Source organism: Flavobacterium panacagri, from assembly GCF_030378165.1.
Classification (GTDB): domain Bacteria; phylum Bacteroidota; class Bacteroidia; order Flavobacteriales; family Flavobacteriaceae; genus Flavobacterium; species Flavobacterium panacagri.
In genome coordinates this window covers 1052014-1077548 of sequence record NZ_CP119766.1, presented here as the reverse complement: position 1 = coordinate 1077548, position 25535 = coordinate 1052014, and the positions used below count along the sequence as shown (strand labels likewise).

Genomic DNA, 25535 nt, shown 5'->3' with positions numbered 1-25535 from the left:
ATAAATTTTTTAGTGGAATAAAATTAAACCCAATCAATCGGATTCGCTAATACATTAATCAATTTTTCTTCCTCACTTCCTGCTTCAGGATGATGGTCATACACCCATTGCACATGTGGAGGCAAACTCATTAAAATACTCTCGATTCTTCCGTTGGTTTTTAAACCGAATAAAGTTCCTTTATCATGAACCAGATTAAATTCAACATAACGGCCACGACGGATTTCTTGCCAAGTTCTTTGTTCTGAAGAATATTCTAAATTTTTTCTTCTTTCCACAATCGGAACGTAAGCTTCAAGGAAACTGTTACCTACTTCGGTTACAAAATCATACCAGTTTTCCATTGACATTTGTTCATTTGCTTTGCAATAATCAAAGAATAAACCGCCAAGTCCACGGGCTTCATTTCGGTGTGCGTTCCAGAAATACGAATCGCATTGTTTTTTATATTTTGGATAAAACTCCGGATTGTGTTTATCGCAAGCGGTTTTACACGTTTGATGAAAGTGCTTTGCATCTTCTTCAAACAAATAATAAGGCGTTAAATCCTGTCCGCCACCAAACCATTGATTGATTACTTTTCCTGTTTCGTCATACATTTCAAAATATCGCCAATTCGCGTGAACGGTTGGAACCATTGGATTTTTGGGATGTAAAACCAGACTTAATCCGCAGGCAAAGAAATCGGCTTCGCCAACGCCAAACATTTTTTGCATGGTATCCGGCAGTTTTCCGTGAACGGCAGAAATGTTTACACCGCCTTTTTCGAAAACAGCTCCGTTTTCAATAACACGCGTTCTTCCGCCTCCGCCTTCGGGACGTTTCCATAAGTCTTCACGGAATTTTGTGGTTCCGTCAACAGCTTCTAATCCTGCACAGATCTGGTCTTGTAAATTTTGTATGTATGCGTAAAATTGGTCTTTCATGATTTAATATATTCTGATTTGAGAAGTCCAAAGTAAACGGAGTTTTGCAATTCGCCATCGCCGTTTCTAAATTCGTCTCTTAAAATTCCTTCTTGTTTAAAATGGTGTTTTAATGCAATTCTCTGACTTGCTAAATTGACTTCTGAGGTACAAATGAAAACTTTATTCATCAACAATTCGTTAAAACAAAACTCAAGTGCATCAGAAACCATTTTGGATGTGATTCCTTTTCCTTGGTAATCTTCGTCAATAAAATAACCTAGTTCGCATTTAGAAATGCGATAATCTATTGTTTTTACACATAAATAACCAATTAGATTATTCGTTGTGCTTTCTCTTGCGTAAAAATAATATCCTTCGCTGTTTCTTTCTTTGTCTTTACTAACGGCTATAAAATTTTCGGCATTTTCTTGTGAATCAGAATTAGCAAGAGTTACAGGAAAAGTTTTTCCGATATGATTTCTATTTTTATCAATTAGTTTATAAAACTCTTCAGGAAGAATATTTTCAATTCGGTCTGTTTTCCAATCTGTAAAACTCATTGTAATTTACTTTTTAAGGAAGAGATTTTAGTATTGATTCCAAAAGAAAAAACCTTGCTTTCTTCTTGAATGTATTGATAAATGGCCAAAGCTTTCTCTTCAAAATGATAGTTTTCTTCTTTTGAAAATTCGATCAATACATCGCCGAATTGTTCTAATTGTTCCCAGTCAAAATGAAGACGAGTTAGCAACGTGATTAATTCTTCGTTAGAATAGTCAATTAAAGTAGTTATGGTAAGACCAAACTCTTTTAGCTGGTTTTCAATATCTGATTTCTGTAATTGGCTCAAAGGATAAGGTACATAAATAAGAGTTCGTAACGTCTTGAGGACATTATCAATTCTTATTTTTTCTTCGTCTCGTAAACCTTTATTAAGCATAATGTTTTAGAATTTTTTGTTGCTTATAGTTGTTTTTTGAAATGTCATTATGGGCTTTTTTGTAAAAGAAGTTTCGCTTCTTTTGCCTAAGTTTTTGATCACACGATAAACAAAATATAAAACCGGCAACGAATAATATATAAAACCCATACAGATCGGCACATAGGGTTTTTCTATAAACAATCCGCTTGATTTTACTGTTTGGAAATAATGTGATTTTTCTAAAAACTCTGGTGTCAATCCAAAATGAGGCACTATATTATTTCCAATGCAAACCGCTAGAATTAAGAAAAAGTAGAAAACTGCTTTCGCCGCAGATTTTCCCATTTGATATATTCTGACTTCCGGAGAAACATTTGAAAAAGCAAAACGCATTCTATTTAAAACGGTCAACAGATAAATATATAAAATATTGGTGTTAACGACCGATTCATTAAAAGAATAAGCAAACAAACCATACAGCGGAAAAAACACAAAAAGAGACCATTTTCTAGGCATAACTGCCATAAAGACTCCCGAATGCACCATTATAAATTCAAAAGCCATTAAAATGGCTAAATCGTTTATAAGGCTTACTGGATGTAATTCCGGATGCATCCAAACCATTAGAAACACATAGGCGTAATAAGCCTGAAATCCATATTCAATAAATGAAAAGGGAGAGTTTCTGTTGAGGTTTAGATTTGCTAGCATATTTTTTTCTTCCTGCAAGGTTTCCAAAACCTTGTAGGTATTAATTGGATATTATTATATTTAAAAATCAATATTTAAGAAACCTACAAGGTTTTGGAAACCTTGCAGGAAGAACGGAAAACAATAATCATTCAAATGTATAAGTTTCGTTTAAAAGATCATTTTTCTGATTATGACAAAAAAGAAAATTATCTGTTCCTCCAAATAATTCTATAATTTCATCACGTTCAATTTTTGTTTCTCTCTTAGAGAAGAAAGCTTGATAGGATGAAAATTTGAAATCTTTAAAATCTAAATCGAAATGATGTTTCGGATTTAAATGAACATAAAGAATCAGTCGCCTTAAATAATTTTCATCTTTTAACCGTATTCTCTTAAAATGCTTTTCGAATAAACTTCCTGTTCTATTGGTTTGTTTATTAAATGCTTTAGCGTAAGAATTAAATAAGTTTGAAAATGCTTGTGTAACCTCTTTTTCTTCTACATTTAGACGAATAACTAAATGAAAGTGATTATTCATCAAGCAATATGCAAAAACTGAAATTTTATGTTCTGTATATTTAGATAATTGTTTTAAGAAATAAAGTTTGTTAGCGTCATTTTCAAAAATAGTTATTCCATTAATTCCTCTATTATAAATATGATAATAACAATCCTTATCAAGTGTTTCCAATTTCATTTTTTATTTACTAAAAAGTAAGTTTTTACTGTAAATATAAAAAAGAACTTTTATACCTACAAGGTTTTGGAAACCTTGCAGGAAATCAAATGAGACTGAACACTGAAATACTAATTCCCGTATTCCTTCACTGCGTCAATAAACGCTTTGGCGTGATCTACAGGAATATTTGGTAAAATTCCGTGACCTAAATTTACGATATATTTATCTTTTCCGAATTCGTCAATCATTTCGTGAACCATCTTTTTGATAGTTGGAATTGGAGAAAGTAATCTTGACGGATCGAAATTTCCTTGTAACGTAATGTTTCCACCAGATAAATAACGAGCATTTCTAGCCGAACAAGTCCAGTCCACTCCTAATGCAGAAGCTTTACTTTTACCCATTTCGCCAAGCGCAAACCAGCATCCTTTTCCGAAAACAATAACTGGCGTAATATCTGCTAAAGCATCAACAATCTGGTTGATGTATTTCCATGAAAATTCCTGATAGTCAACAGGAGAAAGCATTCCTCCCCAGGAATCAAAAATCTGTATGGCATTTACACCCGATTTTACTTTTTCTTTTAAATATAAAATAGTCGTATCGGTAATTTTTTGCAATAATGTATGTGCTGCAGCTGGATTAGAAAAACAGAATCCTTTTGCAGTATCAAAACTTTTGGAACCTTTTCCTTCAACTGCATAACAGAAGATTGTCCAAGGCGAACCTGCGAAACCAATTAATGGCACTTCATCATTCAGCATTTCTTTAGTCAATTTTACAGCGTCAAAAACGTAGCCTAAAGTTTCGTTTACATCTGGAACATAAACTTTGTGAACATCAGCTAAAGAACGAATCGGATTTGGAATAATAGGGCCTAAATTATCTTTCAATTCTACGTGAATTCCCATTGCGCGAGGCACAACCAGAATATCCGAGAATAAAATTGCAGCATCTGGAGCAATTCTTCTGATAGGTTGAACTGTGATTTCAGCAGCTAATTCAGGAGTTTCGCAACGTGTGAAAAAATCATATTTATCACGAAGTTCTCTAAACTCTGGTAAATATCTTCCTGCCTGACGCATCATCCATACTGGCGGACGCTGTACTGTTTCTCCTTTTAATGCTTTTAAAAATAGGTCGTTTTTTAACATCTCGTATTTGTTTTTCCTGCAAGGTTTTGAAAGCCTTGTAGGTATTGTTGTTGATTTATATTTAGACCTACAAGGCTTTCAAAACCTTGCAGGATGTGGTAAACATTATTTATATTCTTGTAAAACATCCTCGATGACATCTTCAATTGTGGGCTGATCTGCAATGATGATGTTTTTTGTGATTTTATGCAAAGCTTCTGCAGTGGTTTCGCCGATACAGAAACAAAGCTGTTTATTAATGGTATTGTCCTTAAGGTAACTTTGTACTCCCGACGGACTAAAAAACAAAATAGCTTCTGGATTTGCCTTTATTTTCTGAGGCTGTAATGAAGTATCGTAAACCTGGATTTCGTTGAATTTAATTCCAGCTTCTTTTAAAGCTTCTGGTAAAGTATCTCTTCTTAAATTTCCACTAAAAAAAGTGAAACTTTCACTGTTGTAGATCAAAGTGATAATTTCTGCTAAATCAGAAGCATAGCCTGTGTAAGCCACAACATTAAAGCCATGATCGCTTAATAGCGTTTTGGTTTTTAGACCAACGCAATACACGTTTTTGGTTTTTAATTCTTCTGATTTTGGATTTGACAAAACGCTGTGAACTGCATTCTGACTTGTAAAAATCAAACTTTCGTTGAGGTCTTTCAGTTCGAAAGGTTTGTTTTCGGTTTTAATGAAATCGGCTTCGATTACTTCGATGCCAGCTTTTGTCAGCTCTTGTTTATAAAGAGGAGATAATATTTTAGTGGATAATATCTGAATTGATTTCGCCATTATTTTTTCAAAGATTCTTTAATCTTTTGCATTAGTTCTGTTCCGCCATTATTCAAAATCTCTTGTGCCGAATGAAAACCTAGTTTTTTCCATTCTGAAATATCAACCGTTTTGTTGATTTCCAGTTTTTGTTTTCCATCGATGGAAAGTAAAACGCCTTGAAAATGTAAAGTATCTTCATCTTCATTATATCTAACCAAAGATCCGATTGGTGCCGTACATCCGCCTTCTAGGGTTCTCAAAAACTGACGTTCAATATAAGTACAGATTTCAGTTTCGATATCATTCAATTGAGAAAGTGCATCCAAAGTGTAATTGTCATTTTCCATTGCCACAACTAGCATTGCGCCTTGTGCCGGTGCAGGAATCATCCAATCTAAATTGATATAATTTTCTGGTTTTAAATTAATTCGCTCTAAACCTGCAGCCGCAAATACAGCTCCGTCCCAATTATTATCCTGAAGTTTTTGCATACGCGTATTTACATTTCCACGTAAATCAACAACCGTATGATTTGGGTATTTATTGAACCATTGTGCCTGGCGACGTAAACTTCCAGTTGCAATGGTGCTTGGATTTGCAAAATCGGGATTTCCTTTATGGACTAAAATATCCAAAACATTCGCTCTTGGTAAAACAGCCGCCTGAACAATTCCTTTAGGTAAAGCTGTTGGAACATCTTTCATCGAATGAACCGCAATGTCAATATCGCCATTGATCATGGCAATGTCTAGCGTTTTGGTAAAAATTCCAGTAATCCCCAATTCGTAAAGAGGTTTATCCAGAATAATGTCACCTTGAGATTTTACCGCAACAATTGAAGTTTTATAACCTAAATCGTTTAGTTTTTTCTCTACAGTGTGTGCTTGCCAAAGTGCTAATTCGCTGTCACGCGTTCCTATTCTGATTGTTTTTTCAGCCATGTTTTTTTGTTTTTACCATTAAGGCATTAAGGTTCATTAAGCTTTACGCTGATTTTTTCTTACCATTAAGAAAATTAAGCTTTGTCTGAATTTAAGATTAATAAGTTTGAAAAGATTTTTAAACTTAATTCTCTTGACAAAGATTGACTTAACTTTCTTAATGCCCTTAATGGTTCAATATTTTAATCAATTAATCTTGCGAAATAATCATTCACAAGAGGTTTCATTGATTTTGTAATGTTTGTTGTGTTGAAATTTATCAATAAACCTTGGGGTCTTTGTAATAATTTCATGTATGTCAATAATTGTGCTTCATGAATCGGCAATAGGTTCTCTATTGCTTTTAATTCCACAACAACACAGTCATTTACAAGTAAATCGATCCTTAAATCAGATTCAAATTCAAGATCGTAATAATCAATTTTTACAACTAATTGTTGTTTTACATCATATCCGTTTCGTTCTAATTCATATTTGAGGCACTTTTCATAGATACTTTCTAAAAGTCCAGGTTCCAAAGTTTTGTGCACTTTTATGGCAAAACCTGTAATTTCATAAGCCAATTGTGTAACCTCTTTTTTTGTCATAGAACTTATTTGTTTTTTACCATTAAGCGCATTAAGCTTTTTGTTTGAATTTAAGATTATTAAACTGTGTTATAGCGTGGCTTAATTCTCTTGACAAAGATTGACTTAATTTCCTTAATATCTTAATGGTTTAAATTAAAAATTAAGATGCTTTTATTTTGAAGACTTTTTCGATCCATTCGATGCTTTCATCGACCATGGTACTGTCGTCTTTTAGATGATTTGCAAAATGCGTAGTAATTTTTTGGATGATTCGGTTACTGATGATTTCTGCTTGTGCTTCATTGAAATCAGCAATTTTTTTGCTTTGGAAATCCAATTCAGAAACTTTAATAGCGTTTAGTTTTTCTTTTAAAGCATTAATTGTTGGAGCGAATTTTCTTCCTTTTGTCCAAGTAACAAATTCTTCTTTGATTTCTTCGATAATTGATTCCGCAGCTGGAATGTGTAATTTTCTGTTTTCCAAAGTTTCATCTGTCAATTGAGACAAATAATCCATGTGGATTAAAGTTACACCTTCTAATTCCTCTACATTTTCATTAACGTTTTTAGGAATAGACAAGTCCAGAATCAACAAAGGTTTTTTAAGATTTAAAATTGCTTTGTCAACCGTTGGGTTTTGAGCGCCAGTTGCCACAACCACAACATCGGCTTTTTGAAGTTCTAAATGTAATTCAGAGTAATCTTTAACAATCAGATTTAATTTTCCTGCTAATTTCTCAGCTTTGTCTTTTGTTCTGTTGATTAAAGTAATGTGTTCGTTTTTAGTATGTTTTACTAAATTCTCACATGTATTTCTTCCAATTTTTCCAGTTCCGAAAAGTAGGATATTTTTATTGCTGATATCTTCAACGTTTTTCAGAATATATTGTACAGAAGCAAAAGAAACCGAAGTAGCACCAGAGCTGATTTCTGTTTCATTTTTAATTCTTTTGCTTGCCTGAATTACGGCATTTACCAATCTTTCCATAAAAGTATTGGCCAATCCCATTGATTTTGAATGCGTAAAAGAAGTTTTAATCTGAGATATAATTTCAAAATCGCCTAAGATCTGACTATCTAAACCAGTTCCTACACGAAAGATATGATTGATTGCTTCCTGATTTTTGTAAACGAAACCGACTTTTTGAAAAGCGTCGACAGATCCGTTACTATTATCGCAGATTAATTTTATTAATTGAAATGGATGTTCAGCAAAACCGTAAATTTCGGTTCTGTTGCAAGTTGAAGTAACTAGTAAACTTTCTATTCCATCGTTTTTAGCTTGTTCCAGCAATCGCGTTTTCGCAACTGCATCCAAACTAAATTGACCTCTAACCTCAGCATCAGCTTTTTTGTAACTCAGACCAACTGAGTAAAAATAAAGGTGTTTCGGTACGTTATTGTTTTCCATAAATTCACTTTCATAAAAGTGCAACAAAATTATTACTATACCATTGATAAAAATAACGCTAAAAGTACTTTTTATGTCGCTGTATGTTTTTTTGAACCTAAATAGGTGTTTTTGAGTAAAAAGGACTACTTTTGTAGCAAAATCAACTCATTTGAAGTGATTAGTTTAGAGTCGTTCTAAATAACATTTTGAGTTTGTTTTGATTTTCGTTTCAAAAAAATATCGCTATGAGTTCTCAAGAAGTTATAAAAATTGAAGACGACTTTACGCTGATTCGTTTTCAAAACGATGGTTCAGAACCATTTTATGCACAGCATGAAATAGTAGGTACTGGCCTGATACAGTTTCACTTCGGGATAAAAGGAAATGCAAAATTTTTATTCAATCAGGGCAATTATGCTTTAGAATTGAAAGAGGAAAAATCGTTGCTTTTGTACAATCCGCAGAAAGAATTACCGCTGAATTTAGAATTGGCTCCAAACTCATGGGCAATTTCGGTAATTGTATCCATTAAGAAATTTCACGCGTTATTTTCTGCCGAAGCCGACTATATTACATTTTTAAGTCCGGACAATAAGGATAAAAAGTATTATAACGAAGGAAATATCAGTCCATCCATGGCGATTGTTTTGAGTCAGTTGTTTCATTACAATCTACATCCGTCCATAAAAAACCTTTATTATAAAGGAAAAGGATATGAATTATTGAGTTTGTATTTTAACAGAACGGAGGATCCAAATGCAGAACAATGTCCGTTTTTAATTGATGAAGACAATGTTTTGAAAATCAGAAAAGCCAAAGAAATCATTATCGCTAATATGGCCGAACCGCCAGGATTGCAAGAATTGGCAGATGAAATTGGCTTGAATTTGAAAAAACTCAAAATGGGTTTCAAACAAATTTATGGCGACACCGTTTACGGTTTCCTTTTCGATTATAAAATGGATTTCGCCCGAAAACTGTTAGACAGCGGTTCGTATAATGTAAATGAAGTTGGGCTGAAAATAGGTTACAGCACCGGAAGTCATTTCATTGCGGCGTTTAAGAAAAAGTTTGCCACAACTCCAAAGAAGTATTTGATGTCTATTAATGCGAATGTTTAACGGAATGCAAAAACTTGTTTTCTTTTTAATTCTTATTTCTTTTGTTTTTAAAGCTACTGCTCAGCATAATTCTAAAATCAATTATGATGGATTGTTGAAATTAGAAGGTATTGAATATGTTGGAGGAATTACTTTTTATATAGAAAAAAAGAGTCAAATTTTAATGGCAGTTCAAAACCACATTATTAAATGGAAAGCAGATGTTGTGAAAGAGTGCGGAAAAAGAAAAACTAAGATTAATTCTGTTTCTGTAAGATCGGAAAAATTGAAAGTTTCTTTTGGAAAGAATAAGAATGCTCTTGTAGATATAATTAATGGTAAAATTGAATGTTTAGCTGAAGAGAGCAAAAAAGATGAAAAAGGCGAATACATCAATTTTAAAAATAACAACATAACTAAAAAGTAATAAATATCATATTTCGAATAAAGTACAGCGTTTACTTTTGCCGAAAATTAAAAAACAAATAAAAAGCTTAAAGCAAAAGAACATAATGAAAGGTGTATTATTAGTAAATCTGGGATCTCCAGAAAGTCCAACTCCAAAAGATGTAAAACCTTATTTAGATGAATTTTTAATGGATAAATACGTGATCGACGTTCCGTATTTATTGAGAGCATTATTAGTTCGTGGTATTATTTTAAGAAAAAGACCAGAAGAATCAGCACATGCTTACGCAAAAATTTGGTGGGAAGAAGGTTCGCCTTTAGTTGTGCTTTCAGAAAGAATGCAGCAAAAAGTGCAACCTTTAGTAAATGTCCCAGTTTCGTTAGCAATGCGTTACGGAAGCATGACAATCGAAAAAGGACTTCAGGAATTGAACGATAAAGGAGTTACCGATGTAATGCTTTTTCCACTATATCCGCAATATGCAATGGCTTCCACTTTGACTATTTTAGTAAAAGCAGAAGAAATCCGTAAGAAGAAATTCCCACACATGAAATTTACTGATGTTCCGGCATTTTACAATAAACCAGATTACATCAAAAATTTGGCTGATTCTATTCAGAAACATTTGGCTGGTTTTGATTACGATCATTTATTGTTTTCGTATCACGGAATTCCAGAACGTCATATTCGCAAAACGGATATTACCAAATCACATTGTAAAATTGATGGTTCTTGCTGTAACACGCCTTCTCCAGCACACGATTTTTGTTATCGTCACCAATGTTATGAAACGACAAAACAAGTTATTAAGTTATTAGGACTTCCTGAAGATAAATACAGTCTGACTTTTCAATCTCGTTTAGCAGGAGATAAATGGTTAGAACCTTATACCGATGTCGAAATTGATAACATGCCTGCAAAAGGAATCAAGAAATTGGCAGTTGTAACACCAGCTTTCGTTTCAGATTGTTTAGAAACTTTGGAAGAAATCGCCATGCGTGCCAAAGAAGATTTTGAAGCAAATGGAGGAGAAGAATTCTTGGCAATTCCATGTTTGAATGATGATGATGAGTGGTGCCAAACGGTTTCTAACTGGATTAATGATTGGGCGAAATAGAGAATAGAGGCAAGAGTAAAGAAAAAAGAAATTTCTAAATGGAATATTACAATTATCTAAAATCACTGCATCTTATATTTGTGATTACCTGGTTTGCGGGTTTGTTTTATATTGTGCGTTTGTTTGTTTACCAAATAGAAGCCAATGACAAACCTTCACCAGAAAAAGAAATTCTACAGGCACAATACAAAATAATGGCCTATCGTTTGTGGTATATTATTACATGGCCGTCGGCAGTTTTGGCGAGTATTTTTGCTTTTTGGATGCTGTTTTTTACAGAAGCCGGAAGCGTTTGGATTAAAATGCCCTGGATGCACGTAAAGTTATGTTTTGTTTTCCTTTTGTATTTGTACCATGGAAAATGCCATCAGATTTTTAAGCAATTACAAAGAGATGAGGTAAAATATACCAATAATTTTATGCGTTTGTGGAATGAAGGCGCAACGATTATTTTGTTTGCCGTGGTATTTTTAGTAGTTTTAAAAAGTGCCATCAACTGGATTTTTGGCGTAATCGGAATTATTTTATTTTCTGTTTTAATCATGCTGGGATTTCGTTTTTACAAACGAATTAGAGAAAGGAAATAGTTGGCAGTGGTCAGTTTTTTAGTGATCAGTTTACAATCATTGTCTTTTAAATTTTTATATATTTTATAACTTTAAAACGAAGTTACACGTTTGCAAAATAACTGAACACTAACAATCTGAACACTGAATACTAAAATCATGCTCAACATCAAAATGACAATGCTTTCCCTTCGTACCAGGATTTTCCTGTCTATGATTGTATTGATTGTGGTAGCATCTTTTTTATTGGCTTCGATTTCTATTATTCAGTTTAAAACTGAGGCCAAAGAATACCATCAGGAACGGTTGGAACGAAAAGAAAATGCGGTAAAAGAACACATAAATTACGTTCTGGCGACTACAACTTATCCGCTGAAAACGCAAAATCTGGATTTGATTTTTAAAGATAAAATCCACGAATTAGCGCAGATTCATAAAATCGAAATCAATATTTACAGTCTCGACGGAAAACTTTTAAAATCATCCAAAGAGTCTTTTGCGGTTGATAAAATTGCCCCGCCAATTCCGGAATATATTCTGAAATTAGTTCGTTCTTCAATTGAGAAACGTTTTGTAGACATTAAGACGATTGACGGAGTCAAAAACCGATCATCCTACAGTTTAATAAAAGATGAAAAATTCAAACCGCTCGGAATTCTAAACCTTCCTTATTTAGAAGACGACGGTTACTACGATAATGAGTTGAATACTTTCTTGATTCGCCTGAGTCAGGTGTATTCTTTTATGCTGATTGTGGCTTTTGCATTGGCTTATTTCCTTTCGACTTATATCACAAAATCGCTTAAAACCATTTCAGATCGTTTGGAAGAAACCAATCTGGATCAGAAAAATGAAAAGATTGTTTTGGAAGCGAATAGCAAAGAAGTTAATTTCCTTATCAAAGCGTATAACGGAATGGTGGATAAACTCGAAACGAGCGCCATTAAACTGGCACAAAGTGAACGTGAAGAAGCTTGGCGCGAAATGGCAAAACAAGTCGCACACGAAATTAAAAATCCGCTTACGCCGATGCGTTTGACGGTTCAGAGTTTCCAAAGAAAGTTTGATCCAAATGATCCAGACGTGAAGCAGAAAATGAATGATTATTCCGAAACCTTAATTCAGCAGATCGATACCATGACTTCTGTGGCTTCCGCATTTTCTAATTTTGCCTCAATGCCGGCGCAGCAAAATGAAACTTTAAATGTGGTTGAGGTTGTAGAATTAGCCTTGGATATTTTTAACGAAGATTATATTGTTTTCGAAAAAGAAGAAGAAGAAATCATTTCCAAAATGGATCGTACGCAACTGATTCGTGTCATTACCAATTTGGTTAAAAATGCGACACAGGCAATTCCGGAAAGTCAGTTTCAAAAGTCTATTGTAGTTACCGTAAAACGACGTAACAATAATGTAGAAATTGCGGTAAAAGACAACGGAATCGGAATCCAAAAACAAGATATCGGACGAATTTTCGAACCCAAATTTACTACCAAAACCAGCGGTATGGGACTTGGACTCGGAATTATCAAAAACATTATAGAAAATTACAAAGGAACAATTACCTTTGAATCAACTTACGGAAAAGGAACGACTTTCAGGGTTTCTTTACCCATCACAAACTCATAAAACCAGCTGTTATGAACTACGAAAATATCTTAATTTCAATTGAAGAAAAAGTGGCTACCATTACCATTAACAGACCAACTAAGTTAAATGCTTTAAACAAAGCAACCATCAGTGATCTGAGTAATGCTGTTGACTCATTATCCAAAAATGATGATGTTCGTGTTATTGTTTTAACCGGAAGCGGAGAAAAAGCTTTTGTAGCCGGAGCAGATATTTCGGAGTTTGCAAATTATACGACTGTCGAAGGTGCGCAACTGGCGGCAGAAGGACAAGAATCTTTGTTTGATTTCATAGAAAATCTAAGAAAACCAGTTATTGCAGCCGTTAACGGTTTTGCTCTTGGCGGCGGATTAGAATTGGCGATGGCTTGTCATTTCAGAGTAGCTTCAGACAATGCTAAAATGGGACTTCCTGAAGTAACTTTAGGTTTAATTCCAGGTTACGGAGGAACACAGCGTTTACCGCAATTAATTGGAAAAGGCCGTGCGATGGAAATGATTATGACCGCAGCGATGATTACTGCTGAACAAGCAAAAGATTACGGTTTAGTAAATCATGTGGTGTCTCAAGAGGAATTGCTGTCGTTTACAAACGTAATCGCTCAAAAAATAATTAAAAACGCACCTTTTGCCATTGGAAAAGCCATAAAAGCCATCAATGCAAACTTTAAAGATGGTAAAAATGGTTTCGATACTGAAATAAAATCATTCGGAGAATGTTTCGGAACCCAAGACTTTAAAGAAGGAACAACAGCTTTTTTAGAAAAACGTAAAGCTGAATTTACAGGAAAATAAAATTTTCTTAACCGCAAAGGTCGCAAGGGACAGCGCAAGGTTCGCAAGTTTTTCTAAAATCTTTGTGTCCTTTGCGTAAATCTTTGCGACCTTTGCGGTTAAATAAACACAACAATATGTCTTACGAACCAATATTTGCCCTTTTTTGTGAACGAGTTAAAGCAAGCATCCAAGCAGGAACTTTCGCCAAACTGACTTTGGCCAAAACGATGGGCGACACCGAAATCAAAAACATCTATTTTCGTTTGGTTCTCAACGAAGACAATACTTTTTCTATTTCGTTAACTTCTCGTTACAAAACAGAAGAAGTCGAAAGTATTCATACTTTAGATGAAGCTTTATTGGTTTTAGGAACTTACATCAAAAAACCGTTTTTAACTGCGCTTTTGTTTACAACAGATAATGATGTTACTTTTAAAGTAAATAAAAAGAATGCCGGAAGTATTATCGAACAGCCACCGACATTTAAAAATGCTTCTCCGGTTATGCTGGAAATGATTGAAAAAGGAATAGTTTAAAATCAAGCGATGGAGGAACTTAAGATAATATTATGGAGACAATTTGGAGCTGTAATAGACATGCTCGAGAGTTCAATCTTAGTGTGTCCTGAGAGTTTTTGGGATAAAAAAGATTTTTGGTATTCTGCTTATCACACCATTTTTTGGCTTGATTATTATTCATCTGAAAAACCAGACGAATTTTCTCCACCACAACCATTTTCTTTATCTGAATTTGATCCAAAAGGAATTTTACCCGAAAGAATTTACCTAAAAGATGAATTGCTTGAATATCTTGGGCATTCCCGTATAAAGGTTTTCTTTTTAATTGAAGGATTAAATGAAGAAACTTCAAAAGAAAGATTCGTCACAAAGAAGAAGAATTATAACAGAATTGAAATGATTTTGTACAACATGAGACATGTTCAGCATCATGTTGGCCAGCTAAATTTATTGTTGAGACAAAATGTTGATACAGCAGGGAAATGGGTTTCACAAACTGATAAAGAATATTGATAAAGTTAATACTCTAAGAACTTCTTTGTGCACCTCTGCAAAAACAACCCGTTAAACCAGCTTTACAAACAAATTAGAAGCAATTTTATTCGAAATTGACAATTCCCTTTCATCAACCTTAATTTTGACCGATAAATCGAAGGATTCTTTAGAAAGAAATTCAATTTTAGAACCCAAAGCAATTCCTTGTTTATCGAGATATTTCAAGAACTCCGAAGAAGTATCTTTCACACCAACACAAACTCCAGTTTGGTTATCAGATAACTCGGAAAGTAAATGTTTTTCAATCTTAATAATTCGGCCGTTAGCATCTGGAATAGGATCGCCATGAGGATCTTCAGTTGGATTTCCAAGAAAATCATCTAATCGGTTAATCAATTGTTCTGATTTGATGTGCTCCAACTGTTCCGCAATATCATGAACTTCATCCCAGCTGAAATTTAGTTTCTCCACTAAAAACACTTCCCAAAGACGATGTTTTCTCACAATCATTTTTGCGGCTAGTTTTCCGTTTTCGGTTAACGAAACCCCTTGGTATTTTTTATAATTAACCAAATCTTTCTCCGCCAGTTTCTTTAACATATCCGTAACCGAAGAAGCTTTGGTTTCCATGATTTCTGCAATAGCATTCGTGCTGACTTCTGTTTCTAAAGCCGCCGTTAAGTGATAGATCGATTTAAGGTAGTTTTCTTCTGAAAAGGTCATTTTTTTTCTTTTTGAGTAACAAAGAGACAGAGTTGCAAAGGGACAAAGCTAAAAACTTTGTTACTTTGTCACTCTGAAACTTTGCATCTTCATTTAACAATCAACAAAGGTATTGAAATTTTATGTCTCAATTTGTCTACCGTTGTGCCAAAAAGAATATCTTTCAATCCAGTGTGGCCGTGGGTTCCCATAACGAGAATGTCGAAATTTCCTTCGTTTATAATTTTCGGAATTACATTGTTGGGTTTTCCAAAACCAAGTTCTGTTTTGATCTTGAATCCTTTTTCCGACAGCATTTCTTTGTATTTCAATAATAGTTTTTCATCTATTGTCGTTTCATGATCGTGAACATGAACGCCGTACATTAACGCACCCACAGTTTCAACGATATGAATTAAAGTATATTCGGTATCAATGCCACCCAATTCAAAGGCTTTGTTTAATGCGGCTTCATCTGCATGAGAAAAATCTACAGAAATGGCTATATTTTTAATGCTCTGACTTTCTTTTGGCGTAAAGTGAAGTTTTAGGTTATGCGGCGAGTGATTAATAACTTTTTTAGATTTGGCTTTTGCGATAAAAGGTTTAAAAACGATATAAAGCAGTAATCCAGCAAAAGCAATCGCAAGCGGTATTACCGTAACCCATAAAATTATTGGATGATTCGAACTTGCCAGCCATGAAGTAATTTCGTCATAAACCAACTTAGCATTCAATGAGACAATAATTAAAGCAATAATCCAAGAAACAACCTGTGTGGTTCTGGAAATATGAAAACCATTCATTTTCGATTTATCACTCACAAAATGAATCAGCGGAATAATCGCAAACCCCAATTGAAGGCTCAAAATAACCTGACTCAAAATCAATAATTTTCCCGTTACATCTTCGCCATAAATCCAAATCACGATCAAAGCAGGAACTATAGCAATCAAACGGGTTATAATTCTACGAACCCAAGGCTGAATTCTTAAGTGTAAATAACCTTCCATCACAATCTGTCCTGCAAGTGTTCCCGTTACGGTTGAACTTTGTCCTGCAGCGATTAAGGCAACGGCAAATAAGATTGGTGCCCATTTTGTGCCTAACAAAGGTTCCAGGAATTGATGTGCATCCTGAATCTCGGCAACTTCAAACATTCCATTTTTATGAAAAGTGGCGGCTGCCAAAATTAAAATGGCAGCATTGACGAAGAATGCCAAATTTAAAGCGATAGTTGAATCAATCAAATTGTATTTTAAAGCTTGTTTGATTCCCGCTGGACTTCTGTCGAATTTTCTGGTTTGCACCAAAGAAGAGTGTAAGTAAAGGTTGTGAGGCATTACCGTTGCTCCAATAATTCCGATTGCAATATATAAGGCAGCCGAATTTGGAATAGAAGGAACCAATCCAGCGATAATTTTAGAAACTTCAGGTTCGGCAAAAATCATTTCAAAAATGAAAGAAAAACCAATAATCGCTACCAAAGCAATAATAAAAGCTTCCATTTTGCGGATTCCCTTGTTGATTAAGAACAATAAAATGAAAGTATCTAAAACGGTAATCAAAACACCTTCAAAAAGCGGAATTCCAAAAAGAAGATTAATTCCGATTGCCATTCCGAGCACTTCGGCCAAATCACAAGCGGCAATGGCAATTTCGGCCAGAAAATATAAAATGTAGTTGACATATTTAGAATAAGTCTCTCGCGAAGCCTGTGCTAAATCTCGCTGTGTTACGATTCCAAGTCTTGCGCTTAAACTCTGCAAAAGCAAAGCCATTAAGTTACTCATCAATAAAACCCAGACTAAAGTATAACCAAACTGGCTTCCGCCGGCAATGTCTGTAGCCCAGTTTCCTGGATCCATATAACCAACGCTTACTAAATAAGCCGGGCCTAAAAAGGCTAATATTTTTCTGAAACCTGTTTTTTTATGTTCTGTAGAAACCGATTCGTGGACTTCTTCTAAAGATTTACTCATTGTAAATGTATTGTTTTCACAAATATATAGAAAAATGATATTCGCGGAACAATATTTTTAGGCGAGTCTAAAATTTAAATGTTAGAATTCAAACATTTTGGGCACAATCCTGATAATGTAAAGTTTATTTCGTTCACTTTATAATTGTGCGGCATAATGTAGCTCGGTTTCACATTTTCAAGACAAGTAATTTCGTGACAGTTTTCACAGCTGAAATGAGCATGGTTATGGATGTGTACGCGCTGATGCGAATGATTGCATTTGGCATATTTAACCGTGCCGTCCAAATTGGAGATTTTATGAATAATATCATCGTTAACCAAACGATCTAAAATTCTATAAATGGTCACGCGATCGCAGACATCATTCAATTGTTTTTGAATTTCGGTGTGTGATAATGCCGTTTTAGAATTCTCAAATACCTCTAATACAGCTGTTTTAGCGGTAGTATTACGTGTTGTTTTCATTTTTATAAATTAAAAAATTTAACGCAACAATGTTGCGTTTGAATTTAATCTGTATATTTGCAACAAAATTGCATTAAGTAAAAGTACACAAAATGAAGAAATTGACTACACCCTTTTACGATATTTTAGGAATTTCAAGCGCAACGATTTGTCTCGTTCATTGTTTGATTTTTCCTCTTTTAACGATTCTTCCTTTAGGGTTGAGTCACAATCCAATTATCGATTTACTATTTGCTTCAATAGGTTTGTTTGCAATTGTCAAAATTACGAAAAAATCAACTCTTTTGGTTTCGTCGATTTTGATTGTTTCCATGAGCTTAATTTGGATTACTATTTTGACCGATTTATTCTTAGAGATTCATTTGGATCTGATTTATTTCGGTGGCATCGGAATGATTATCGGCCATTTGATTAATTATAAAAATCATAAAAACATACACAAATGAAAAAACTCCCTGTTACAGTGTTAAGCGGATTTCTTGGAGCAGGAAAAACGACGCTTCTAAATCATATTCTTCATAATAAAGAAGGATTGAAAGTAGCCATAATCGTTAACGACATGAGTGAAGTTAATATTGATGCACAACTTGTAAAAAATCAAAATACGTTATCACGAACGGAAGAGAAGTTAGTTGAAATGACAAATGGCTGTATTTGCTGTACGCTGCGTGAAGACTTAATGGTTGAGGTAGAAAGATTAGCAAAGGAAAACAGATTTGATTATTTGCTTATTGAAAGTACAGGAATTAGCGAACCAATTCCAGTTGCTCAGACTTTTTCATTTGTAAATGAAGAGGCTAGTATTGATTTATCAAGGTTTAGTTACATCGATACAATGGTAACTGTTGTGGATAGTTTTAACTTTTTTAAAGATTTTGGTTCGGCTAAAACTTTGCAGGAACAAAATTTATCCAGTATTGAAAACGATACTCGCACGATAGTTAATCTTTTGGTTGATCAGGTCGAATTTGCGAATGTTATTATTTTGAATAAAACCGATCTTATTGATGCAGCATCATTACAAATGTTGAAAGCGTCAATTCAGAAGTTGAATCCTGTGGCGAAAATAATCACTTCGGTTTTAGGAAAAGTACATCCGAACGAAATTATAAATACGGGATTATTCAATTATGAGGAAGCGGAAAATTCTGCGGGCTGGATTAGAGAGTTAGAAGGAATCCATACGCCTGAAACCGAAGAATATGGAATCAATTCTTTTGTATTTAGAGATTCAAGGCCATTTCATCCCAATCGTTTATGGAATTTTATTACCTCAGATTTTCCAGAGAATATCATTAGAAGTAAAGGATTATTGTGGATGGCATCCCGACCAGAGCAGGCAATAAATTGGAGTCAGGCCGGCGGTTCTATAAAAGCGGAAGGGGCAGGAGTTTGGTGGGCGAGTATGTCGTTAAGTGAACGAATGACATTTAATAATTTTGTTGAATTTCAGGATATTATAGAAGAACGCTGGACGGCTAACTTTGGAGACAGACTTAATGAACTTGTTTTTATTGGACAGAAAATAAAAGAGACGGAGATTCTCAACAAACTCAAAAAATGCCTTTGTACAGAAGATGAAATTATAGATTATCAGGAAGGTTTATTTCCAAAAAAGGATCTTTTTCCAATATCAAGAACATCTTAAATAGTTAAGATTATGAAAGACAGTTATAATATATATGATGTAATTATCATCGGTGGCAGCTACAGTGGCTTATCGGCAGCAATGAGTTTAGGACGTGCTTTGCGTGAGGTTTTGGTTATTGACAGCGGTTTGCCTTGTAACCGACAAACGCCACATTCACATAATTTTATTACGCAAGACGGCGAAAAACCCGCTGTGATTTCGGCGAAAGCCAAATTACAAGTCGATGTTTATAAAACAATTCATTTTTATAGTGGACTTGCAGTAAAAGCGATTAAAAGTGAAAATGGATTTGAAGTTTCCACAGAATCTGGTAAAACTTTCAATTCAAGAAAAATCCTGTTTGCAAGCGGTGTTAAAGATCTGCTTCCTGAGATAAAAGGTTTTGCAGATTGCTGGGGGATTTCGGTTTTGCATTGTCCGTATTGTCACGGCTATGAAGTTAAAAACGAAAAAACAGCCATTATCGCCAATGGCGAAATAGGTTTTGATTTTGCCAAACTGATTTCAAATTGGACAAAAGATTTAAGATTGTGTACCAATGGAAAATCAACTTTGACTTTGGAACAAATTGAAATTCTTAAGAATCATAACGTTCAAATTTTTGAAGAGGAAATAGATTCGTTTGAAGATACAGAGGGATATATCCAAAAGATCGTTTTCAAAAATCAGGATAAAGTTGAAGTAAAAGCGATTTATGCGAGACCGCCTTTTGAACAACATTGTCCAATTCCTGCTAATTTGGGTTGTGATATAAATGAGCAAGGTTTATTAAAAGTTGATGCAATGCAGAAAACAAACGTTACTGGAGTTTATGCGAGCGGAGATTGTACAACTCCAATGCGCTCAGTTGCCATTGCCGTTTCTACAGGATCTTTTGCTGGAGCGGTCATTAACAAAGAACTAATTGACGAAGATTACGCAAACTGAAAATAAACCATATAAGTTATATAAGTTTATTTAAAACTAGGCTTACATTTTCTTATATAACTTATATGGTTTAAAAAAACTTTGTGTTTTGTGACTTTGCTCGATCGAAAACAAAATTCTAACATATTGAATTCAATCCGTTTAAAAATTTACGCTCAGAGAATCATTATTTGTCAAATTTAATTTTTAGTTTTGTCTAAATTTAATTTTAAAAGAATGAAATATTTATTTTTGACAATATTAATAATTTCAACAAAAAGCATTTACTCGCAAAATATATCTGGAAAGGTAATGGCAGATAGTCCTGTTGTGCAGGAAATTAATGTTCGTTTGTTAAATACAAACTTTAAAACTCAAGCAGATTCAATTGGTCATTATCAGTTAGGAAATATTCCGGCAGGAACTTATAAAATTGCGGTAACCTCGACTGGATTCAAACCTTTAACCCAAAAAATAACAATATCAGAAAATCAAGATCTAAATCTGGATTTTGAATTAAAAGAAGACCAAAACGAACTAAATGAAGTAGTGGTCTCTGGAACTTTAAAACCAGTAAAACGTTTAGAAAGTGCCGTTCCCGTTGAGGTTTATTCGCCAGTTTTCTTTAAGAAAAATCCAACGCCAAGCATTTATGATGCACTTCAAAACATAAATGGAGTTCGTCCGCAGTTGAATTGCGGTGTCTGTAATACAGGAGATATTCATATAAACGGGTTGGAAGGCCCTTATACTTTAGTAATGATTGACGGAATGCCAATTGTGAGCAGTCTTTCGACGGTTTATGGCCTATCGGGAATTCCGAATTCTTTGGTGGAACGAATAGAAATCGTGAAAGGGCCGGCATCATCACTTTATGGAAGCGAAGCGGTTGGAGGTTTGATCAACATTATTACTAAGAATCCAACCAATGCTCCGATGTTTTCTGCTGATTATTTTACGACTTCTTATTTTGAAAGCAACCTGGATTTGGGAATGAAGTTTAATGTGGGTAAAAAAGCGATTTCACTTTTAGGAATTAATTACTTCAATTATGACCAGGTAATTGATAAAGACAAAGACAGTTTTACCGATGTAACGCTTTCTGAACGAATTTCGGTTTTTAATAAATGGAGTTTTCAGCGTAATAATAATCGGCTTTTTACCATTGCGGCACGTGCTATGTACGAAGATCGCTGGGGCGGAGACGTTCGCTGGGAGAAAAAATATCGTGGGGGAGACGAAATTTACGGAGAAAGCATTTATACCAAAAGAGCAGAATTGATTGGAAGTTATCAATTACCATTTGAGGAGAAATTAATGCTTTCTTTCTCTGGAAATGTGCATTATCAAGACAGTCGTTACGGAACCACTTCGTATATTGCCAATCAAAAAATTGGATTTCTTCAATTGACTTGGGATAAAAAAATCGGACGAAATGATTTATTGGCAGGAATCGCAAGCCGATATACCTATTACGATGATAATACGCCAGCCACAAAAGAAGCTGAAAGTACTTGGCTGCCGGGAATTTTTGTGCAAGATGAAATAACTTTTTCTCCAAAAAGTCAGGTTTTGCTGGGCGCACGCTACGATTATAATTCAATTCACGGTTCGATTTTTACACCAAGATTTGCCTATCGCTTTAAAGCCAACGATAATACTATTTTCCGCTTAAATGCCGGAACAGGTTTTAGAGTGGTCAATTTATTTACTGAAGATCACGCAGCGTTAACGGGTTCGAGAGATGTTGTGATTGAAAATGATTTGAAACCAGAGAAATCAGTAAATGTGAATCTGAATTATATTCAGAAAATAAACTTCGGAAATGGAACTTTTATGGGAATAGAAACTACAGCTTTTTATACCCGTTTTAGCAATAAAATCATTTCAGATTACGAAACTGATCCAAATAAAATCATTTATGACAATATTGATGGTTATGCGATCAGTCAGGGAATCAGCACCAATGTGGATATTAATTTTACCAATGGTTTAAAGTTTATATTGGGAGCAACGGTTTTGGACAATAAAAATGTGGAGGACGGAATTTCAGAAAGACCTTTTCTGACGGAAAGATTTACAGGAACCTGGACAGTTTCATACAAAATTGAACCTTGGAATTTATTGTTGGATTATACCGGAAATGTTTACAGTCCGATGAAATTGCCTTCGTTGAGCGAATACGATCCGAGAAATCCAAATTCGCCTTGGTACAGCATTCAGAATATTCAGTTTACCTATACGGGGTGGAAGAATTTTGAAGTTTATGGTGGCGTCAAAAACTTGTTGAACTTTACTCCAAAACAAAATAATCCGTTTTTGATTTCGAGAACCAACGATCCTTTCGATAAAAATGTGCAATATGATTCGGCTGGAAAAGTATTGGTTACGCCAGATAATCCGTACGGTTTGACTTTTGATACAACGTATGTTTATGGGCAGAATCAAACGATTCGCGGGTTCTTGGGATTGCGATATACTTTGAGGTAAAATTTTAAACGCATAGAAACATAGTTTAGCTTTGCGTAGAAAGTCGTTTCACTTGCATCAATTCACATAGCTATGTGTGGAAGCTAGCTTCTTCTTTTACCTTTTTTATAGAAACAGAAAAATCTATGTTTCTATGTGTTTAAAAATTTTAAATAATAGAAATCAGAGTCATTAACAAAAACAAATGAAAAAGCTATTTTTATTAATCTTCTTCTTCGGAATTTCGGCAACAGGTTTTGGTCAGCTGAAAAGCTATTCTTTTGAAGAAATTGATAGTTTACAGCAAATTCAAAAGCGAAAAATCATTGTTTTTATTCATACCGATTGGTGTCAATTTTGCCAAAGAATGAAAGCGACGACTTTTAAAAATCAGGAAATCATTGAAAAACTTAATTCAGAATTCTATTTCATTGATTTTAATGCCGAAGAAAAACGAGATATTATGTTTAATAATCAGACCTTTCAATACAAGCCTTCAGGAAATAATGTAGGCGTTAATGAACTGGCTTTACAGCTTGGAACCATCAATAATCAAATTGTATATCCTGTTTTATGTGTTTTGAATGAAAAAAACGAAATTATCCTTCAATACAACAACTATTTAAGTCCAAAGGATTTTAAAATTCTGTTAGAAAAACTAGAAGAGTAAATTTTTCTTATTTTTGAAAATGAACTCTTCGCAAATTAAACACTTCGATTACATTTTTACCGGAACAGGTTTGGCATCTTTGATGACCATTTATAAAATGGTTTTGTCTGGAAAATTCTCAGATAAAACTATTTTATTGCTTGATCAGGATTCGAAAAAAAGCAATGACCGAACTTGGTGTTTTTGGGAAAAAGAAGAATCAATTTGGAATTCCATTATCTCCAAAAAATGGGATTTGGCTTTGTTTGCCAATCAAGATTTTAATCGCCATTTAGTGTTGAAACCCTATCAATACAATAAAATTAACGCAATTGAATTTTATGATTTTGTTTTTGAAGCACTTTCCAAACATTCGAATATTACTTTTCTAAACGAAAAAGTAACGGACATAAATGAACTTGAAACTCATGTTTTTGTTGGTACAGAACAAAATCGATATACTGCAAATTATCTTTTTAATAGCATTTATACAAAGGCTTTCGCCGAAGTTCAAAACAAATATCCCGTTTTGCAGCAGCATTTTGTCGGTTGGTTTGTCAAATCTGAATCAGAAGTTTTTAATTCTGAAGAAGTCACTTTCATGGATTTTTCGGTGGAACAAAAGGGAAATACACGGTTTATGTATGTTTTACCAATTTCGAAAACTGAAGCTTTGGTAGAATATACCTTGTTTTCAGAAAACCTTCTTCCAAAAGAAGAATATGAAAACGAGATTCAAATCTATTTGCAAAAACTCGGAATTAATCAATTTCAAATTTTGGAAAAAGAACAGGGAAGTATCCCAATGACCTGTTATCCTTTTTGGAAAAAAAACACCAAACGTGTTTTAAATATTGGTACTGCGGGTGGTTGGACAAAAGCAAGTACAGGTTATACTTTTAAAAATTCGGATAAAAAATCTTCAGAATTGGTTGAATTTCTTGCTGTTGCTTCGACTTCGCTCGATATGAAAACGTTTCATAAAAAAAATAGATTTTGGTTTTATGATTTATTGCTTTTGGATATTCTGTATCGCAATAATGAATTGGGCAGTTCGATTTTTTCTTCTTTATTCAAAAAAGGAAATCCCAAGCTGATTTTTAAGTTTTTAGATGAAGAAACCAGTTTTGTTGAAGATGTTAAAGTTATTTTAAAGTGTCCAAAACTTCCATTTATTAAAGCGTTATTTAGAGTGATTTTTCTTTCAAATAAATCATAACTCTAAATTACTAACTATTGAAAAAAATTATTCTAGGTTCCAGTTTTCTTATCTCTATTTTTTCTTTTGGGCAAGTATCAACCAATAAGGATCATGATGCTATTATCGAAGAATTTCTAACCAATTGCGCCGAAAAACATAATTATATTTTTGAAATGAGTGAATGGCAGGACTGTCTGGATCAAGGTCTAAAAAAAGATAGTACAGTAGCTTATTTATGGCAGCAAAAAGCAATGCCGTATTTCAAATGCAAAAAGTATGAAGTTGGAATGCCCTATTTAAATAAGGCTGTTTTGTATAACAAAGAAAGATGGCTTTCTTACAGAGCTTTTATGAAATGTATTTTTTCACGTGATTACAAAGAAGCCATCATAGATTTTGACGAAGCCATTAAATTGTATGGAAATAGTTATGTTATGGATCATTCTTTTAGCTTTTACAAAGGATTATGTTATTTACAATTGAACGAATATGAAAAAGCAGAGAAACTTTTCGACGACTATGTAAATGATATTTATAAAAACAGACAACAGTTAGAACATCCAACAGCTTATTTTTATGAGGGAATAGCCAAATACGAACTCAAAAAGTGGGATGAAGCCATTGTTATTTTTGATAAAGCGCTAAAAATATATCCAGAATTTTCAGATGCCAAGTATTACAAAGCAATTTGCTGGTTGAAGCAAGGAAAATCTAGAGAAGAGGTAATAGCTTTGGTTAGTATCGCTCGCGAAGATGCCGAAAAAGGTTTTTCGATTAATGAAGACAATACTATTTATGAGACCTATCCCTATCAAAAGAAGTTTAGTAAATAAATATTGAAAGAAACAAAATCCCTTTCCTTAAAGCTTTATTTCGAGTATCTTTT

At 34.0% G+C, this 25535-nt stretch carries 28 protein-coding genes; 15 read left to right on the top strand and 13 right to left on the bottom strand.

The genetic code is table 11. The features are described from left to right. Positions 1-23 precede the first annotated feature (23 nt). The 10 genes from hemF to hemA all read right to left on the bottom strand — a co-directional run bounded on the left by hemF (position 24) and on the right by hemA (position 8030). Complete coding sequence (hemF, locus tag P2W65_RS04960; RefSeq protein WP_289663887.1) at positions 24-926, bottom strand: oxygen-dependent coproporphyrinogen oxidase; 903 nt, start codon at positions 924-926, stop codon at positions 24-26. Then, a complete protein-coding gene (locus P2W65_RS04955) occupies positions 923-1468 on the bottom strand; it encodes a GNAT family N-acetyltransferase (protein ID WP_289663886.1) in 546 nt (181 codons plus the stop codon). Before P2W65_RS04955 ends, hemF begins: the two co-directional genes overlap by 4 nt. Continuing rightward, on the bottom strand, positions 1465-1848 hold the full coding sequence (locus P2W65_RS04950) for a hypothetical protein (protein ID WP_289663884.1): 384 nt from the start codon (positions 1846-1848) through the stop codon (positions 1465-1467). Before P2W65_RS04950 ends, P2W65_RS04955 begins: the two co-directional genes overlap by 4 nt. Before the next feature lie 6 nt (positions 1849-1854). Continuing rightward, entirely contained in the window at positions 1855-2541 is a 687-nt protein-coding gene (locus P2W65_RS04945; RefSeq protein ID WP_289663883.1) for a hypothetical protein, read from the bottom strand. Positions 2542-2668: 127 nt separating this feature from the next. Then, complete coding sequence (locus P2W65_RS04940) at positions 2669-3220, bottom strand: transposase (protein WP_289663881.1); 552 nt, start codon at positions 3218-3220, stop codon at positions 2669-2671. 110 nt (positions 3221-3330) lie between these two features. After that, complete coding sequence (gene hemE / locus P2W65_RS04935; protein WP_289663880.1) at positions 3331-4356, bottom strand: uroporphyrinogen decarboxylase; 1026 nt, start codon at positions 4354-4356, stop codon at positions 3331-3333. A 105-nt stretch (positions 4357-4461) separates the two neighbouring features. Further along, positions 4462-5127 (bottom strand): uroporphyrinogen-III synthase, encoded by a 666-nt coding sequence (locus tag P2W65_RS04930; protein ID WP_289663878.1) that lies wholly within the window; start codon positions 5125-5127, stop codon positions 4462-4464. Next, positions 5127-6050, bottom strand: a complete 924-nt coding sequence (hemC, locus tag P2W65_RS04925; protein ID WP_289663877.1) for a hydroxymethylbilane synthase — start codon at positions 6048-6050, stop codon at positions 5127-5129. Before hemC ends, P2W65_RS04930 begins: the two co-directional genes overlap by 1 nt. Before the next feature lie 182 nt (positions 6051-6232). Then, the gene (locus P2W65_RS04920) at positions 6233-6637 is read right to left on the bottom strand and encodes a GxxExxY protein (RefSeq protein WP_289663876.1); all 405 of its coding nucleotides are present in this window, start codon (positions 6635-6637) and stop codon (positions 6233-6235) included. A gap of 142 nt (positions 6638-6779) precedes the next feature. After that, positions 6780-8030: a glutamyl-tRNA reductase gene (gene hemA / locus P2W65_RS04915; protein ID WP_289663875.1), complete on the bottom strand. Its 1251-nt coding sequence runs from the start codon at positions 8028-8030 to the stop codon at positions 6780-6782. 227 nt (positions 8031-8257) lie between these two features. On the opposite strand from hemA, the gene P2W65_RS04910 reads away from it, so the two are divergent. The 8 genes from P2W65_RS04910 to P2W65_RS04875 all read left to right on the top strand — a co-directional run bounded on the left by P2W65_RS04910 (position 8258) and on the right by P2W65_RS04875 (position 14640). Next, entirely contained in the window at positions 8258-9133 is an 876-nt protein-coding gene (locus P2W65_RS04910) for a helix-turn-helix domain-containing protein (protein ID WP_179003821.1), read from the top strand. Positions 9134-9137: 4 nt separating this feature from the next. Further along, positions 9138-9539, top strand: a complete 402-nt coding sequence (locus P2W65_RS04905) for a hypothetical protein (protein WP_289663873.1) — start codon at positions 9138-9140, stop codon at positions 9537-9539. An 85-nt stretch (positions 9540-9624) separates the two neighbouring features. Beyond that, a complete protein-coding gene (gene hemH, locus P2W65_RS04900; RefSeq protein ID WP_289663871.1) occupies positions 9625-10638 on the top strand; it encodes a ferrochelatase in 1014 nt (337 codons plus the stop codon). A 38-nt stretch (positions 10639-10676) separates the two neighbouring features. Beyond that, positions 10677-11225, top strand: a complete 549-nt coding sequence (locus tag P2W65_RS04895; protein ID WP_289663870.1) for a CopD family protein — start codon at positions 10677-10679, stop codon at positions 11223-11225. Between the two features lie 192 nt (positions 11226-11417). After that, complete coding sequence (locus P2W65_RS04890; protein ID WP_109191122.1) at positions 11418-12833, top strand: sensor histidine kinase; 1416 nt, start codon at positions 11418-11420, stop codon at positions 12831-12833. A gap of 11 nt (positions 12834-12844) precedes the next feature. Then, positions 12845-13627, top strand: a complete 783-nt coding sequence (locus P2W65_RS04885; RefSeq protein ID WP_289663868.1) for an enoyl-CoA hydratase/isomerase family protein — start codon at positions 12845-12847, stop codon at positions 13625-13627. Positions 13628-13743: 116 nt separating this feature from the next. Then, on the top strand, positions 13744-14145 hold the full coding sequence (locus tag P2W65_RS04880; protein ID WP_289663866.1) for a hypothetical protein: 402 nt from the start codon (positions 13744-13746) through the stop codon (positions 14143-14145). 9 nt (positions 14146-14154) lie between these two features. Then, the gene (locus P2W65_RS04875) at positions 14155-14640 is read left to right on the top strand and encodes a DinB family protein (protein ID WP_289663865.1); all 486 of its coding nucleotides are present in this window, start codon (positions 14155-14157) and stop codon (positions 14638-14640) included. Between the two features lie 51 nt (positions 14641-14691). Here the strand turns inward: P2W65_RS04875 and P2W65_RS04870 are convergent, their stop codons facing one another. The 3 genes from P2W65_RS04870 to P2W65_RS04860 all read right to left on the bottom strand — a co-directional run bounded on the left by P2W65_RS04870 (position 14692) and on the right by P2W65_RS04860 (position 17773). Next, complete coding sequence (locus tag P2W65_RS04870; protein WP_179003815.1) at positions 14692-15345, bottom strand: metal-dependent transcriptional regulator; 654 nt, start codon at positions 15343-15345, stop codon at positions 14692-14694. 89 nt (positions 15346-15434) lie between these two features. After that, positions 15435-17306: an Nramp family divalent metal transporter gene (locus tag P2W65_RS04865; RefSeq protein ID WP_289663864.1), complete on the bottom strand. Its 1872-nt coding sequence runs from the start codon at positions 17304-17306 to the stop codon at positions 15435-15437. 74 nt (positions 17307-17380) lie between these two features. After that, positions 17381-17773, bottom strand: a complete 393-nt coding sequence (locus P2W65_RS04860; RefSeq protein ID WP_068841836.1) for a Fur family transcriptional regulator — start codon at positions 17771-17773, stop codon at positions 17381-17383. A gap of 92 nt (positions 17774-17865) precedes the next feature. Here P2W65_RS04860 and P2W65_RS04855 point away from each other — a divergent pair, with 92 nt between their 5' ends. The 7 genes from P2W65_RS04855 (at position 17866) to P2W65_RS04825 (ending at position 25482) form a co-directional block, all read left to right on the top strand. Then, positions 17866-18219 carry a MerC domain-containing protein gene (locus P2W65_RS04855; RefSeq protein ID WP_289663861.1) on the top strand — a complete coding sequence of 118 codons (354 nt, stop codon included), beginning with the start codon at positions 17866-17868 and terminating at the stop codon, positions 18217-18219. Beyond that, a complete protein-coding gene (locus P2W65_RS04850; RefSeq protein WP_289663860.1) occupies positions 18216-19421 on the top strand; it encodes a GTP-binding protein in 1206 nt (401 codons plus the stop codon). Before P2W65_RS04855 ends, P2W65_RS04850 begins: the two co-directional genes overlap by 4 nt. Positions 19422-19433: 12 nt before the next feature. After that, entirely contained in the window at positions 19434-20351 is a 918-nt protein-coding gene (locus P2W65_RS04845; RefSeq protein WP_289663859.1) for an NAD(P)/FAD-dependent oxidoreductase, read from the top strand. Positions 20352-20567: 216 nt separating this feature from the next. Then, a complete protein-coding gene (locus P2W65_RS04840) occupies positions 20568-22820 on the top strand; it encodes a TonB-dependent receptor (RefSeq protein WP_289663858.1) in 2253 nt (750 codons plus the stop codon). 184 nt (positions 22821-23004) lie between these two features. After that, the gene (locus P2W65_RS04835) at positions 23005-23469 is read left to right on the top strand and encodes a thioredoxin family protein (RefSeq protein WP_289663856.1); all 465 of its coding nucleotides are present in this window, start codon (positions 23005-23007) and stop codon (positions 23467-23469) included. A 19-nt stretch (positions 23470-23488) separates the two neighbouring features. After that, a complete protein-coding gene (locus P2W65_RS04830) occupies positions 23489-24667 on the top strand; it encodes a lycopene cyclase family protein (RefSeq protein ID WP_289663854.1) in 1179 nt (392 codons plus the stop codon). 17 nt (positions 24668-24684) lie between these two features. Continuing rightward, a complete protein-coding gene (locus P2W65_RS04825; protein WP_289663852.1) occupies positions 24685-25482 on the top strand; it encodes a tetratricopeptide repeat protein in 798 nt (265 codons plus the stop codon). Positions 25483-25535 lie beyond the last annotated feature (53 nt).